The following is a 14,750-nucleotide window of genomic DNA, read 5'->3' as shown; positions in this document are numbered from 1 at the left end:
CGATGTAGCGCTCTTCCGACTCGAACGCCAAGATAAGGGCATCGATCAAAGTCGCAACACTGCAGATCCAGACCCACCAGTTTCCTTCATCAGCGCGCGCAATTCGGCTGGAGGCTCAAGGCAGCAAGTTCGGAAGGCATGCAATAACCCCAGTCGGTTCTTGATTATAGAACCGCCAATCGTTTGCGGGTCCGCTCTTCTACCCTAAAAACGGCAGAAGCTTAATTATGGAACTAATATTTATCTCGTCTTATCAAAGACTTAGATTCTAATAGTATCCATTATGTTAAATCGCTTCAATGAGGTGTTTCCGACCGCGATCGCCGAAGCCAAGGGATGGCAAAGAGGTAAAGCGCCTGGACCGCTTCGCGCGTGATGTGCCACGGGTCCAGTGACGTGAGGAAACCTTCGAGATTTTGCCCGAGTGCAACGTCCAGGCGTTAAGACACAGAATAGGGCTGTTCAATCAGATGCGGGGCCAGAGCAGGTACGGGCACGTAGGCTGGAGGCGGGGTGCCGAGATTTGCTTCATTAAGACGCCAGTCCTTCCGCAAAGGAATGTTGGTGAGGCCCACAGGGAAGACCGTAACTTTGTCGTTTTGAATGCGCAGCCTCAGGAAATGCCGGTGGGTGTCACGCCGCATCGAACTGAACGCGTCGTTGTGGTTCATATTCAGCCAGCGTGATGTGCCGTAGAGGTAGACCCCGAACAGAGTGCCGGCAATCACACCGCCAACCACGATCATCTCGGCCCCGTAAAGGCAAAATGACAAGCGGGGCCATGCCCCTAGGTCAACAAAGCGAGCGTTGAACCGTGATACGATGTCAGTGGTCGCAGCTGCGCCCAGGCAATGCAAAAGAGCATTTGCAGCCGACACCAGCATGGTCTTGGCGCCACCACCTTCTTGCTTACTTGTATATCCCCAGAAACCCGCAAAAAACAAAACCGGTGCAATGTAATAGATGTCGACAGGCAGGAGCCGCCCCGCCAAAGCCACCAGCCAATAGAGTCCGCCCAGCACCATAGCGAACGGAGGATTATAAGCCGCGAAAGCGAAGTTCCCGGCCAACATGGACAGGCTTTCGGTTTTCGACGGGTACACCGCTTCCCCACCCTGTCCATCGGTCGCCAAGGTCAGTTTCTTAATGTGGCCATTCAGCCAGCTGTAGCCGTCGTCTGGGCGATTGAGATCGACTGACGCTTCCACCTGATGGGTGGGATGAAGGAAGGCTCCTCCCCCACCGGATGTGACGAACTGGGTATTGCCATCATCCGCAACATATCTGCTGTAATGATGAGTATCGCCAGACAAGACGAGTGACACAGTCAGCCCTCGCCGCTGGTTCAAGGCGATCCATCCGATATAGCTCATGACACTCAGGGCTTTGTTTCCGGCCTGCCCTGTGTAAAGCCAGCCGGGTTCCGGACCGCAGAGAATGATCTTCGCATTGTCCGGCATGGCCTTGGCGATTTCGAGAAAATACTCTTTCTGGGGTTGGTCGACATCGTCGTCCAATTGGGCATCGATCGCCCATATCCACCAATTGTCTGTCAGCTGGACGGCAAAGTAGCTGCGTCGCTGATGCGAGCGCCATCCTCCAAGATGCAAATGGTCCTTCCGGCAGAAAAGCGAAAGGAAGACGACCAGGCCGTCGTACCAGTCATGATTACCCGGCAACGCGTAAACGGGAGGACCTTTTACAAGGCGCAGGTTGGGATCCGGGAATGCCCATTCGTAAGGATCGCGCAACTGCTTTCGATATGTTTCCGAGGTCGCGCGCGGGTAGACTTCGTCTCCTCCCATGAAAAGCATCTGTCCGCGTTTCAAGTCATGGCCATCGATTGAAAGCTTCTCCTGCGCGAGAAGCGATGCAATCGCATAGGTAGCGTCGAACCCGTCCCCCAGATCAGCTACAAAATCGATCCAGATGGCGCCCTCACCGTCCGGCTCCAAGGTCCACAGCTGCTCGTTGTCCTTACCAGGCAGGAACTGCTGGGCGCGGGCGACCAGCTCTTCAGGAGGAACTGTATCAAGCGCCGCGACGATAAGCCGTCGATCCGCATATTGCCCGAAGAGGTCTGAAAGAATGACCCGCCACATCAGGCGCAGAAGCAGCACTGGACTAAACCAGCCGGTCATGGTGGGGTACTTGGAAAGGCCTTTGAGATCGGGCGGGGCCGTCGGCATATTCCAACTCCAAATAGAGCGGCAGAGACTCGGATACATCCCTACGCCGACTCGCGACAGAGTCTAGTACCGATAGAAATAATAAACAGGATTCGTTACTCACCTACTTTGTCCTAGCGCGGCTCTGCTAATGCTAGCAGAGATATTCAGGCATCGCATGCAATACGACTTAAATTGCGTGACAGTTTGATCCCGGCTGAAACACGAGGAAGTCAAATACACCTAAACTGACCCGAACTAGACCGGAGGTCTCCCTCACGAAAGATCAAACGGTCAGGACATGACCGGAATGCGGAATTTGAGTTTGAAAACGCGCTGACCGCGGCGACGATCTAGGAGGCGACATCCCGTGCTAAAGACAACCATCTTGCCGTCATTACCGATATCAGCTGAAAGCTTCTGTTCTACGTCGGTCGCGACTAAAGGAAGCCGGCAAATAGGTGAGTGATGGACCTTTCGGCGTACTTCGATGACTCCGGCAGCGATATCGGTGAACGCGATCTCGTATTCGCGGGACTGGTTAATCGCGACGACGCTTGGGAGCAATTCAGCGTAGCGTGGAGTCTGGCGCTGGCAAAGTATCCGACGATTGGGTACCTCAAGATGGCGGAGGCGAACAGTCTACGCGGTCAGTTCGCGGGTTGGACCCGAGAAGCTCGCGACCAAAAACTGGAGGGGTTGGCAGAGGTCATCGATCGCATTCGGCCCCCTTGGACTTTTGATATTTCAGTCAGTCGGGCAGACTACGAAAGTCACGTGTCCCCGGCGTCGCCTCGGGGCCTTTCCACGGCCTATTTCAGCCTTACCTTTGGAGCGGTTTCGGTCGTCGCACGTCATTTGGCTGGCATGGGCACCATCACACCGGTCAGGTTCATCTTTGATGAGCAGAGCGGGGTAAACACGGACGTCGCCCTGTTTTTCGATTATATGGTGGAAAATTTAGACTCGGTATCTCGTGGCCTGATCAAAATGCCTATCGGCTACGGCGACGATATGCGGGACTTACCGCTGCAAGCGGCAGACATGTTGGCGTGGCACATTCGCCGCCAACGTGAGGGCAACGGAGACCCTACGGTAAATCGCCGAGCTAAGTACCTCCGCTCGGAGAGCCATATCGAGGCCCGGTTACCACTGGACATGCTTGTTCGTTGGGGCACTGCCTTCTCTCGGGTATTGCCGATCTTGCAGACACTCAAGACGAAGGGGGATTGGCGGCGTCTTCGAGCGGTCGCAGATCAGGCAAAGCGCGAAGGCTTTAGGCCGCCTCATGGTGACGACGCTGTGGATGCACTTGCCAAAATTCGAACGGCTTGGGATGAGTTCCAAGGCAAGAGTTAGGGGTATTGGACCTAACCAAGGGATGTCTGGACAGCCGACTGACCGCTTACTGCCCCGACCCTGCCATGCGACAGCTCCGATATGAATGGCCGCGCACAGCAGCCGTATGAAGGTTCAAGGGCAGAAGTTCGCTCCGAGCCAGTACGCGACGTCGCTAGTGTACGCTAAACGACCGATTTCCGTACATCGCCGTAAAGTGCCGCCCGGATGGCGATCCGAGAATGGTTTATGTGCGGAAATCATGCGCGGAATTCTATTGTGCGGATAACGCCCACCAGCCAAATCGAACAGACCTTCATATGACCGTTAATTCCACCCCGTCGGATTCCTTTCGTGGGCCTTCTGGGGCGACGCCGACAACGTTGGTTCCAAGATGCGATGTCTCGTCAAATTTTTCCTAAAGCCGAATCCGATATTCGAGTTTCGACCGTAAACGCACGTAGTTCGGCCTAGGACACGACCAAAAAAGTTCGAAAAAAGAAAGGAAGCAGGACTTTCGTGTGAGATTTTTCCACGACGAATGTCGTAACTAATTGATTACATTTAGGTATCTTCCCCATCCATCCTTGCCACGAACAATGGCTTCAACTTGCTGTCAAGCAGCATGCCGACGATAGCACTCGACCCCCCGCAGCCGCGGTCTGCTATCCTATTTTCACGCCGTTACCGCCGTTTGCCGCATTGGCCGGACAGATCCATTCCAGGCATTGCAAGGAAAGGGTAGCGTGATTGCTTCTTAGGTGAATGCTCCACTGTCGCGGAACTCAGCCCGCGAGGCGATGTGCAGCGAGAAAAGCAATGAAACGCGCACTTGGCGGGCTCCTGCTGTTCGGCATTAATCGAGAACAGGCAGCGGTAGCTATCGGCGTCAGTCCAACGACGTTCGACCAGATGGTCGCGGATGGCCGTATGCCACAACCGCGGATGCCCAGCAAAGAGCGCTATGTCTGGGATGTGGAGGAACTGGCAGAGGCATTCGGGCGGCTACCACACCGCAACAGCAAACTTGACGGCGTGTCCTCCAGCGATAATCCTTGGGATCGCAGATGATGGACGTGGCGAGCACCATGGTGAAATTCAATCTGAAAGGCGTTGTCGAAGACAGGGATCGGCACGGCAATATCCGGCTGTACTTCCGCGCACCGGGTAGAAAAAAGATCCGTCTGCGAGAAAAGCCGGGTTCAGCCGAGTTCCACGAAGAAGTGCGCTGCGCGCGAGATGGCGTTCCCTATGCTTCGGCTCAGAATGTGGTCAGGCCTGTAGCCAGGCCAGTGGCCCCTCGCGGCAGCCTGATGTGGCTTTGCCAGGAGTATTTCCGGCGCGGTGGGGCAGAGGTCGGCGAAGGCACGATGCTTCGACGACGAACAATACTCGAGGGCGTTTGCAACCTGCCTCACCCGCTGAGCGGGCCAGTCAATCCGGACTTCTCGACGAAGGGTTCATTACCATTCGCGGCCATGAAGCGGGCTCACGTCAAGGAGCTCCGTGATACCCGGTCAGACGCTCCGGGGGCAGCCAACAATATTACAAAAGCCATTAGCGCAATGTTCGCTTGGGCCAAGGATGCCGAGATGGTCGAGGTCAATCCGGCAAACGGAATAAAGCGCCTGACTTCGGGCAATGGCGAAGGTTTCCACACCTGGGAAGTGTCGGAGATCGTCCAGTATGAGAAACGGCATGCGCGCGGCACTATGGCTCGTATGGCGCTGGCGATTTTCATGTTCACAGGTTTGCGACTGTCCGATGCAGCAATCTTCGGCAGACAACACATTACCCAGGTTCGCAACAAGGATACCGGGACCTGGGAGAAGTGGATCAGGATCAAGCCTGGCAAGACCGACAAGAGCAAGGTGCGCAAGGAAGCGATTGTCGTCGAACTGCCTCTGCTCCCAGAACTCGAGGATGAGCTTTCCTTCGCCCCGGCCGGCAACCTGACATTCCTCGTCACCGAGTATGGTCGGCCTTTCTCGGAAAACGGCCTTGGCAACAAGATGCGCCAATGGTGCGACGAAGCGGGACTCCCGGGCTGCAGCGCCCACGGGGTCCGCAAGGCAGGCGCCACCGTTGCGGCAGAAAACGGAGCCACACATGAACAGCTGAAGGCGATTTACGGCTGGACGACGTATCAGCAGCCCGATCATTACATCCGCAAGGCACGCCGCCGGATAGTGGCGCAGTCTGCCCGGACGCTTCTGATATTCGATCGAAACGAGAACGAAAATGTCCCACTTTTGGAGGGGGTGGAAGAGGGTGGGACAAAAAAGTACAAAAAACCCAATTAAATCAACGGCATCAAAAGCCAATGGTGGGCCCGGAGGGCCTTCCACCAGGGAAGGCTTCGGTTCGGGCCCGCCATGCTCTCCTCGAACGTAGCGGCTATGACGCCAAGGATGGCATTTGAAGGACCCCCTTAGGGTGATTGTGTCCAATGGCGCGCGATCGCTTGGATCAAAAACGCGGGAACGCGACCTTATCTTCTTTGATCTCGCCTGATGACATGCCCGTACGGATCCGCCCGGCGAGCGTATGGGTTGCGGCCAGCGTACCGTCGGGGACATCATCATAAAACTGACGTCCGCGCCATTCGGGAGGCGCCCCAGCTGCAACGTAGTCTCGACAGTTTTTCCTTCGCCTGCGGCCTAGTACGGCCATGAGGGTGACCCGACAAGATCGTCGTCATGGACAATGGATCCACAAGGCCTTCTGTGGTCGAGACAGCAGAAGGGGTCAGCTTGCCTGTCGCCTTTCGTCGCACGGTAGCCCCGAAACGCGACGTAGGCGGGTAGTTCAAAGCTTATCCGGTGCCGGCCTGATCGATCCGAATGGTACCAGCGAGATTGTGTCCTATATGACAAGTGAAGACAGTCTCCTCGAGACGGGAGCTGTTGGGTCCTTCCGTCAGAGCCAGATTTCATGACGGCACCTGCGACCGCCGAATAAACCCAGGGCATTCAGATGCGGCTTCTCGCCCTCAACAACAGCTATGCGCAATTGCCCGAGCGCTTCTTCGCGCACACGGATCCGAAGCCGGTGTCCGAACCCCGGCTGATCCGATTCAACCGGCCACTTGCGGAGGAACTCGGGCTCGATGCCGACCAGCTTACCAGCCCGGATGGATTGGATATGCTCTCTGGCCATAGATTTCCGGAAGGCTTGCAGGCAATCGCCCTGGCCTATGCAGGTCACCAGTTCGGAAACTTCGTGCCTCAGCTCGGCGACGGGCGCGCTCTGCTGCTTGGCGAGGTGGTGGACGTTAACGACATTCGCCGTGACATCCAGTTGAAGGGATCGGGACCGACGCGGTTCTCGCGCAATGGCGACGGCCGCGCAGCCGTCGGCCCGGTTCTGCGCGAGTATGTCGTCAGCGAAGCAATGGCCGCTGGGCATTCCGACGACTCGAGCCTTGGCGGCTGTGCTCACCGGGGACCCGGTATATCGCGAGGTCCGGCTGCCCGGCGCTGTCCTTACAAGAGTGGCGGCCAGCCATATCCGGATAGGCACCTTCCAATATTTCGCTGCGCGCCACGATACCGGAGGCCTCAAGATCCTCGCCGACTATGCCATTGAACGCCATTTCCCGCAGCTGGTCGGGCAAGCGCGGCCGTACCGCGCTTTGCTTGAGGCCGTTGTCGCTGCACAGGCCGATCTGGTGGCGCGCTGGATGCTGGTCGGCTTCATCCATGGCGTCATGAACACCGACAACATGACGATCTCGGGCGAGACGATCGACTATGGCCCATGCGCCTTCATGGACGCCTATGACCCGAGCGCGGTGTTCAGTTCGATCGACCGTGTCGGCCGCTATGCCTATGCCAACCAGCCTCATGTGGCGACATGGAATCTTGCACGCTTTGCCGAGACTCTGCTGCCGCTCATGAGCACGGACGAGAGTGAAGCCGTCTCTGAAGCCGAAGAGGTGCTTGGGTCTTTCCAGTCCTCATATGAGACTGTGTTGCAGCGCGGCTTCCGCAGAAAACTCGGATTGCTGACCGAGGCGGAAGGCGACTTGCAGCTCGCGGCTGATTTTCTGGATGTATTAGCTCGCGGCGAAGCCGACTTTACGCTCGCCTTCCGGCGTCTGGGCGACGACCTCGCCGCCCCGGACGATCAGGGCGGGGCGCGGCAGTTGTTTGAGGATCCAGGCGCATTCGATGTTTGGTCGGCGCGCTGGCGCGAGCGCATCGCAAGCGATGCTGCCGACACGGCCGCGCGCCGGGCGGTCATGCATGCCGTCAATCCCAAATTCATCCCTCGCAACCATCGCATCGAGGCTATCCAGGCGGCGCTGGGCGGGGACTTCACACCTTTCGAGGAGATTTTGAGGGTCATCAGCCGGCCCTTCGATGAGCAGCCGGACATGGAACGCTATGCTGACCCGCCACGCCCGGATGAACGCGTCCTACAGACATTCTGCGGCACATGAGACATTGAATGATGGCCGGTTAACATGTGCAAATGCGGAAGACCCTTCGCAAGCTACCGTCGTGAGTAGTCGGAAGCGTCTGATCTATGACGATTATGGACTCACGGAAGCTTGTCGATCACCCGTGCCGATGCTTCCACCGTTGCAGCTAGGACTACCTGAGCGTCGGGCGGCGGGTGCTGGGAGACAGATCTTGAGCGTCAAGGCTCCGCAATAAATTGGTCGCGTTCAATTTCACTGCAATCAGAGAACACCCTCCGGAACCAGTTGCCCCGCATCGAGTTGCTATTCCGCCTCGCTTTTGAGCGCGAACGGGAGAACACAGGATGGCACCCACTAAGAAGGCATCACCGAAGGGCCTGAACGAACTTTTCCACGACACGTTGAAGGACATCTATTTCGCCGAAAAGAAGATCGTTGCGACGCTGCCGAAAATGGCAAAGGCCGCTCAAAGCCCAGATTTGAAGGCGGCGTTCGAAAAGCACCGCGAGGAAACGAAAGAACACGTTGCCCGGCTCGAACAGGTTTTCGAAGTGATCGGCAAGAAGCCGCAGGGAAAGACGTGTGCGGCTATTGTGGGCATCACCGATGAAGGTGCCGAGATCATGGAGGAATATAAGGGCACACCTGCCCTGGACGCTGGCCTGCTGGCTGCGGCCCAGGCTGTGGAGCACTACGAAATCTCACGCTATGGCACACTGAAGACCTGGGCCTCCGAACTGGGGCTGGATGAAGCTGTTTCGCTCCTCAATTTAACCCTTGGAGAGGAAAAGGCGACCGACGAGGCGCTGACACAACTCGCTGAACCGGCTGTCAACATGGCTGCCGAAAACGTGTAGTAGCCCCACCAGGCGAAGACTGGCCCATCGCTACGCGAATCTCACGGGAGGTATCAATGGGATATCTAGGTACGCTCGTTTCAAGACTACTCGGCAAGAAGCCCGGCCCCGCTGGCAACGGCGATATGCGCAAGTCGACTGGCGCGGGTCCTGCAATAGCAGCGCATTCGAAAGACGCGAAGACAACGGCGCCGACCGGCCAGAACCGATCGGCGGCAGCAAAAGAAAAATGACCGACGCCGTAGGAGCGTAGTCACTGGACAGCCAACAATGCGCCCATTTCCGGTCAACCCTTTGAAGCAGGCGGTTCGGTCCTGTCCAGACTGACCCCGTCAGGTCGACTCGCAAGGCTTGCAACCAGTAAAATAACAGTGTCATCAGTACAAACATCGACAAACGGTCTAAATGGTTGATGGAACGTATGTTATATTTCCTTCCTCTCTAATTCGACCGATGCGCAATATTATGCCCTACAGAAGACCCACTGAATGAATTACGCAGGTCCAAAGGATCGTAATTAAACCTCTAATAGGCCATTCCAGATTTCGAATGCAGTTCAGCTCGGGAAGGAGGGCGGCAAAACCCAATCCCGGAGGCGCCTGGACCTTTAGACCAATGCTATCGGTAGGTAGCGGATGATGATCTCGTCCTGCCGGAAACGGCGCTCCAACTCCGCTCGGCGCCTTCGCCAATCGGGCAGATCGACTTCTTCCGTCATCACCTCGAAGATGACAATCTCGTCCATGTCGGACTCTTTTCCCTCCCTCCATACCCCTTCCGCGGGCGTCCGAAAATACGCGGTGACACCTTTGAACGTATTGGCGAGTTCGTCCTTCACACGATCGAAGTCTTCCTTGGCGAAGGGCTCACCCGCGTTGTCGGAACGAGGAAGCAGGATCTGGACAAGGTGCATGCGGCCGCCTCCAAGCTCTTCCAACGGCGGCGACCGGCATCATGTTCCATCGGCTGACGCTGCGGGCAAAGGCGCAAATGTGAACCAGGCTGACAGGAAGTTCCTGCATTCCGTGACTCCAGATGGGAATCCTGGCCTTGCGTGAAAGTGCTGCCACCCGCAGCCAGCCCGTGACACCGCCGCAGTTGGAGGCGTCTGGTTGGATGTAGGCGAGCCTCGACCAAGCAAAGGCGTGCCCGAGTCCTCAAGACATGCAGGTTTTCTCCCATTGCCAGAGGCCTACAGGCCTGCAGGTGCCTTGGCGATGCTGGCGCAGCGTTCATAGGTGCCGGCACAATGGTAACACGATCTCGGCCGCGGATATTGCGCCAGCGACACGGACAGACGGCAACCTTGCATCGGCGCACGCGGCTGCGCAATTTTTTGCAAAAGCAGGAACATAGCTGCATCGCCCAAGTTAAATAGCGACGGCATTGGACAACGGACTCATTTTCGCATTTTCCAGGCTGCCAGAATGCTCCGGGGTTCTTTGATGCTCGAACGAATGGGCAGGACAATGTATCGCTGTCGGCGTTTGCTATCAGCCTTTGCTCTGGTGTTGTTGACGAGTGGCCTGTTCCCACAGGGCCCAGCCATGGCACAGGCGCCCTGCCCGGCCGACCACGATAAGCTGCTCGCCGCACTCAAGGCCAATGTGAAAGCAAGCGGCGGACCTGCCAACGGAGGCTTTGAGACCAACGAATGGGCCGCTGTCGTTGCTCGCGACGGCGCGGTGTGCGCGATCGCTTTCAGCGGTCCCACCGCCGATTCGCAATGGCCAGGCAGTCGCCTCGTCGCGGCGGAGAAGGCCAATACAGCCAATGGGCTCAGCCTGGCGCAAATGGCCCTATCGACGGCCAATCTCTACGCGGGGACGCAGCCGGGCGGGCCGCTTTTCGGCTTGCAGGAGACCAACCCGGTCAACCAGGCCGCAGCCTATGCGGGCGATCCCAAAACGTTTGGAAGTGCCAGCGATCCTCTCGTCGGCAAGCCAATCGGAGGCGTCGTCGTGTTTGGCGGCGGGCTTGCCCTCTATGACGGCAAGAGCATCGTCGGAGGCCTCGGGGTCTCAGGAGATTCCTCATGCGCCGATCACAATGTCGCCTGGCGTGTTCGCGCGGCGCTTGGCCTCGACAAGGTTCCCGCCGGGGTCAATCCCAATCGCAAGGACGCCATCGTCTACGATGTCGATCCCGGCGGCAAAAGCGCCTCGGGCTGGGGCCATCCGCTTTGTGCCGGCACCGAGGCTGACATCGCGGCGGAGCTCGGCGCCGGCGTGGGAGGCTCGATCCACAAATGAAAGGCATGCTGCACCCGGCACCAGCGCGCGTTGACGCAGGACACGGCGCCCGCGCATTGGCGACCGAGAATTCCTTTCGCACGGGCATACTCTCGGTGATGCTGCTGGCATGCGGCCTGTTTCTGAGCGGTGCCTCGGAGCCCGCATCGGCGGCGGCTATCGCGCCGCCCGCCGCCGCGGCGCCACCCGATGACGGGCAATGGACAATGCCGGCCAAGAACTACGCGTCGACCCGCTTCAGCGAACTCAGCGAGATCAACGAAGGCAACGTCAAGAACCTGCAGGTCGCCTTCACCTTCTCGACCGGCGTAAACAAGGGCCAGGAAGCAGCGCCGCTGGTCGTCGGCAACAACATGTACATCGTCACGCCCTTTCCCAACATCGTCTACGCGCTCGACCTTTCCAGGCCGGGCGCGCCGATGAAGTGGAAGTACGAGCCCAACCCCGAGCCGGCGGCACAAGGAGTGGCCTGCTGCGATGTCGTCAACCGCGGAGCGGCCTTCGCCGACGGACGCATCTTCTTCAACACGCTGGACGGCCACACGATCGCGCTCGATGCCAATACGGGCAAGCCGATCTGGAACACTCATATCGGCAACATCAACATCGGCGAGACCATCACCATGGCGCCGCTGGTGGTGAAGGGCAAAGTTCTGGTCGGCAATTCCGGCGGCGAAATGGGCGTCCGCGGCTGGGTCAAGGCGCTGGATGCCGGAGACGGGCATGTTGTCTGGACGGCTTATGGCACTGGACCCGACAAGGATGTGCTGATCGGCCCGGACTTCAAGCCCCACTACGACATGGACAGGGGCACAGACCTTGGCGTGACGACATGGCCACCGGAAGCCTGGAAGATCGGCGGCGGCAATATGTGGGGCTGGATCTCCTACGATCCGGAGTTGAACCTGATCTTCCACGGCACGGGCAATCCAGGACCGTGGAATCCGGATTTGCGGCCAGGCGACAACAAATGGACGTCCGGTATTTTCGCGCGTGACGCCGATACCGGAGCGGCGAAGTGGTTCTATCAGTGGAGCCCGCATGACCTCCATGACTATGACGGCATCAACGAGCAGATCCTTCTGGACATGACCTGGCAAGGCAAGCCGCGCAAGGTCCTTGTCCGACCGGAACGCAACGGCTACCTCTATATCCTCGATCGGACCACTGGAGAGGTGCTATCGGCCACAGCCTATGGCCCGGTCAATTCCAGCAAAGGCGTCGATCTGAAGACCGGCCGCCTGATTGCAAACCCTGACAAGAGAACCGGCACCGGCAAGGTGGTCCGAGACATTTGTCCGACGGCATCCGGCCTCAAGGACTGGCAGCCATCGGCGTTTTCGCCGAGGACCGGCCTGCTCTATATCCCCCACAACAATCTCTGCATGGATGAAGAAGGCGTCGAGGTAAACTACATCGCAGGCACGCCCTATGTCGGCATGAACGTACGCATGATCCCCGGGCCGGGCGGCAATCGTGGTGCTTTTACCGCCTGGGATGTTTCCGCCGCCAAGCCGGCCTGGGTCCTGAAGGAGAACTTTCCGGTATGGAGCGGCACCGTCGTCACTGCCGGCGATGTCGTCTTTTACGGGACCATGGAAGGCTGGTTCAAGGCGGTCAGCGCCAGGACTGGCGATCTGCTTTGGCAGTTCAAGACGTCGTCCGGCATCATCGGCCAGCCAATAACCTATCGCGGCCCCGATGGGCACCAGTATGTCGCAATTCTGGCAGGCGTCGGTGGCTGGGCCGGCGCCATCGTTTCGGGCGACTTAGACCCACGCGATGCCACCGCGTCACTGGGCTTCGTCAACGCGATGAAGGATCTGAAGAACGCTACCACGGCGGGAGGCACGCTTTATGTGTTCCGGCTGCCTTGATGGATTGAACTTGACCGTACGTCCGGCGCGAAAGGCGTTCCAACGGGTGGCGATCGGCATGGCCGGGCTCGCCTTGTTGCTCTTTCCGGCTGTTGCCAACGCACGTGAATTGAGAGTGTGCGCCGACCCGAACAACATGCCGTTTTCCAACGCGGCCGGTCAAGGGTTCGAGAACAGGATCGCGGAAATTGTCGCCACTGATCTTGGCGCCAAGCTGACGTATACCTGGTGGGCGCAGCGCCGTGGCTTCATCCGCAACACGCTGAAGGCAGGCCTTTGCGATCTCGTGCCCGGCACGCCTGCCAATCTCGAAATGCTGCGCACCACCACGCCCTACTACCGTTCGTCCTATGTCTTCGTGACCCGCCAGGACGGCCCGGACGTGACGTCCTTCAACGACCCGCGGTTGCAAGAATTGCGCATCGGTGTTCAGCTCATCGGCGACGATGGCGCCAACTCGCCGCCTGTCCAGGCGCTTGGCCGCCGCGGCATTGTCGGGCACCTCATCGGCTACCCCGTCTATGGCGACTACTCTGCTCCCAACCCGCCGGCGCGCATCGTCGAAGCTGTCGCGAACGGCGAGATCGACCTTGCCGTGGTCTGGGGTCCGCTCGCCGGCTATTTCGCGCAGAGGCAAAAGGTGCCGCTCCGGATCACGCCGGTCACGCCTCGCATCGATGGACCGCAACTGCCGCTGATGTACGACATCTCAATGGGTGTTCGACGCGAGGACGATGCGCTGCGTGGCGATGTGAATAGCGCGCTTGCCCGACACAAGGCCGAGATCGACGCGGTTCTGGCGCGATACGGCGTACCGCGTCTGGACATGGCCGGGAGACCGGCCCGATGAGGCGCGCTCTGGCGATGTTGCTGCCCTTGACACTGGCCCTGGTCGCCTGCCAGCGCGAGGAGCGCGACACGCGACCGCAATCGGCGCTCGGCTCAGGTGAGCAGCCGACGCCTGTGACCACGTTGGAGCCGGGCGGACAGCGACCCTCCCCCACCGACAACAAGGCGGCGAGCTTCGAGGCCAACGCCTTCCACATGAGCGAGGGCAAACGCCTGTTCGGCTGGTTCAACTGCTCGGGCTGCCATGCCAATGGCGGTGGCGGCATGGGTCCGGCGCTCATGGACGAGAAGTGGATCTATGGCAGCTCGATGGAAAGCATCCACGCCACGATCCGCGACGGCAGGCCCAACGGGATGCCAAGCTTCGGCCAGAAGATACCCGACGACCAGATATGGGAGCTGGCGGCCTTCGTGCGCGCACTGGGCGGCAACGCGCCGTCTTCCGCCGCGCCGCAACGCAATGACGACATGATGGTGCATCCCTCGGAAAACCGCCTGCCGGATGCCGCGACACTGGGCAAATCACCGTGAAGCGCCCGGCCTCGATGGCCTTCGCCTTCTGTGTCCTGTTTCTGCAGGGATGCGCAGGCTGGCAGTCGGCGCTTGACCCGAAGGGCCCCGCAGCCGGCGAGCTGGCCTGGCTCATCTGGTTCTTTACCGCGCTTTGCGCGGTTGTTTGGGCGCTGGTGATGATCGCTCTCGCAGCACCGCTGGTCATGCGATCGCGTTCCGGCGATGAACCCCTCCTACTCGACGAAGCGGCCGAACGCGGCAAGATGCGCGTGGTCGTGTCCGCCGTCGGAGTGACCACCATCATCTTGATCGGACTGACGCTGCTAAGCTTTTTCGCCAACAGGACGCTGGCTGCGATCGGCTCGGAGGCTGCGCTGACAATCAGGGTGACCGGGCACCAGTGGTGGTGGGAGGTGCGCTACGAGGATGCTACGCCGAGCCGCATCCTGACGACGGCAAACGAGATTCAT

11 protein-coding genes and 2 pseudogenes are annotated in these 14,750 nt (G+C 58.9%); 10 read left to right on the top strand and 3 right to left on the bottom strand.

The features are described from left to right. Positions 1-440: 440 nt before the first annotated feature. Positions 441-2,189, bottom strand: coding sequence for a metallophosphoesterase (locus EN884_RS05560; protein WP_063170772.1), 1,749 nt, complete (start codon positions 2,187-2,189; stop codon positions 441-443). A 444-nt stretch (positions 2,190-2,633) separates the two neighbouring features. Between EN884_RS05560 and EN884_RS05555 the strand changes: the two genes are divergently transcribed. From EN884_RS05555 to EN884_RS05530, 5 genes and pseudogenes are all read left to right on the top strand, one after another. Further along, complete coding sequence (locus EN884_RS05555) at positions 2,634-3,527, top strand: DUF3800 domain-containing protein (protein WP_127274560.1); 894 nt, start codon at positions 2,634-2,636, stop codon at positions 3,525-3,527. A 798-nt stretch (positions 3,528-4,325) separates the two neighbouring features. Then, positions 4,326-4,577 (top strand): hypothetical protein, encoded by a 252-nt coding sequence (locus EN884_RS05550; protein WP_063170774.1) that lies wholly within the window; start codon positions 4,326-4,328, stop codon positions 4,575-4,577. Then, positions 4,574-5,809 carry a tyrosine-type recombinase/integrase gene (locus EN884_RS05545; protein ID WP_244514436.1) on the top strand — a complete coding sequence of 412 codons (1,236 nt, stop codon included), beginning with the start codon at positions 4,574-4,576 and terminating at the stop codon, positions 5,807-5,809. The genes EN884_RS05550 and EN884_RS05545 overlap by 4 nt, the downstream gene beginning before the upstream one ends. A 673-nt stretch (positions 5,810-6,482) precedes the next feature. Then, positions 6,483-7,950 (top strand): annotated as a pseudogene (locus EN884_RS05535) (protein adenylyltransferase SelO). A 326-nt stretch (positions 7,951-8,276) separates the two neighbouring features. Further along, positions 8,277-8,789, top strand: coding sequence for a ferritin-like domain-containing protein (locus tag EN884_RS05530; RefSeq protein ID WP_063170775.1), 513 nt, complete (start codon positions 8,277-8,279; stop codon positions 8,787-8,789). Between the two features lie 607 nt (positions 8,790-9,396). Here the strand turns inward: EN884_RS05530 and EN884_RS05525 are convergent. Further along, a complete protein-coding gene (locus tag EN884_RS05525) occupies positions 9,397-9,702 on the bottom strand; it encodes a hypothetical protein (RefSeq protein WP_013525146.1) in 306 nt (101 codons plus the stop codon). After that, positions 9,656-9,859, bottom strand: coding sequence for a hypothetical protein (locus EN884_RS40090; RefSeq protein WP_275955479.1), 204 nt, complete (start codon positions 9,857-9,859; stop codon positions 9,656-9,658). The genes EN884_RS05525 and EN884_RS40090 overlap by 47 nt, the downstream gene beginning before the upstream one ends. Before the next feature lie 477 nt (positions 9,860-10,336). Between EN884_RS40090 and EN884_RS05515 the strand changes: the two genes are divergently transcribed. The 5 genes and pseudogenes from EN884_RS05515 to EN884_RS05495 all read left to right on the top strand — a co-directional run. After that, positions 10,337-11,041, top strand: coding sequence for a heme-binding protein (locus tag EN884_RS05515; RefSeq protein WP_013525145.1), 705 nt, complete (start codon positions 10,337-10,339; stop codon positions 11,039-11,041). After that, positions 11,038-12,918 carry a methanol/ethanol family PQQ-dependent dehydrogenase gene (locus EN884_RS05510; RefSeq protein ID WP_128360494.1) on the top strand — a complete coding sequence of 627 codons (1,881 nt, stop codon included), beginning with the start codon at positions 11,038-11,040 and terminating at the stop codon, positions 12,916-12,918. The genes EN884_RS05515 and EN884_RS05510 overlap by 4 nt, the downstream gene beginning before the upstream one ends. 58 nt (positions 12,919-12,976) lie before the next feature. Beyond that, positions 12,977-13,768, top strand: a complete 792-nt coding sequence (locus tag EN884_RS05505; RefSeq protein ID WP_244514477.1) for a substrate-binding domain-containing protein — start codon at positions 12,977-12,979, stop codon at positions 13,766-13,768. Continuing rightward, positions 13,765-14,298: a c-type cytochrome gene (locus EN884_RS05500; protein WP_013525142.1), complete on the top strand. Its 534-nt coding sequence runs from the start codon at positions 13,765-13,767 to the stop codon at positions 14,296-14,298. Before EN884_RS05505 ends, EN884_RS05500 begins: the two co-directional genes overlap by 4 nt. A gap of 14 nt (positions 14,299-14,312) precedes the next feature. Continuing rightward, a pseudogene (locus EN884_RS05495) lies at positions 14,313-14,750 on the top strand (cytochrome c oxidase subunit II); the annotation flags it as partial.

This window comes from Mesorhizobium sp. M7A.F.Ca.AU.001.01.1.1 (assembly GCF_004022735.1).
Classification (GTDB): domain Bacteria; phylum Pseudomonadota; class Alphaproteobacteria; order Rhizobiales; family Rhizobiaceae; genus Mesorhizobium; species Mesorhizobium ciceri.
Note: the sequence above shows the minus strand (reverse complement) of the source record. Positions and strands in the feature narration are given on the sequence as shown.

Excerpts from the sequence above, each read along its gene's own strand:
- EN884_RS05530 (WP_063170775.1), top strand. The coding sequence starts at position 8,277 with ATGGCACCCACTAAGAAGGCATCACCGAAGGGCCTGAACGAACTTTTC.
- EN884_RS05550 (WP_063170774.1), top strand. The coding sequence starts at position 4,326 with ATGAAACGCGCACTTGGCGGGCTCCTGCTGTTCGGCATTAATCGAGAA.
- EN884_RS05560 (WP_063170772.1), bottom strand. The coding sequence starts at position 2,189 with ATGCCGACGGCCCCGCCCGATCTCAAAGGCCTTTCCAAGTACCCCACC.
- EN884_RS05515 (WP_013525145.1), top strand. The coding sequence starts at position 10,337 with ATGGCACAGGCGCCCTGCCCGGCCGACCACGATAAGCTGCTCGCCGCA.
- EN884_RS05500 (WP_013525142.1), top strand. The coding sequence starts at position 13,765 with ATGAGGCGCGCTCTGGCGATGTTGCTGCCCTTGACACTGGCCCTGGTC.
- EN884_RS05545 (WP_244514436.1), top strand. The coding sequence starts at position 4,574 with ATGATGGACGTGGCGAGCACCATGGTGAAATTCAATCTGAAAGGCGTT.
- EN884_RS05505 (WP_244514477.1), top strand. The coding sequence starts at position 12,977 with ATGGCCGGGCTCGCCTTGTTGCTCTTTCCGGCTGTTGCCAACGCACGT.
- EN884_RS05510 (WP_128360494.1), top strand. The coding sequence starts at position 11,038 with ATGAAAGGCATGCTGCACCCGGCACCAGCGCGCGTTGACGCAGGACAC.
- EN884_RS05525 (WP_013525146.1), bottom strand. The coding sequence starts at position 9,702 with ATGCACCTTGTCCAGATCCTGCTTCCTCGTTCCGACAACGCGGGTGAG.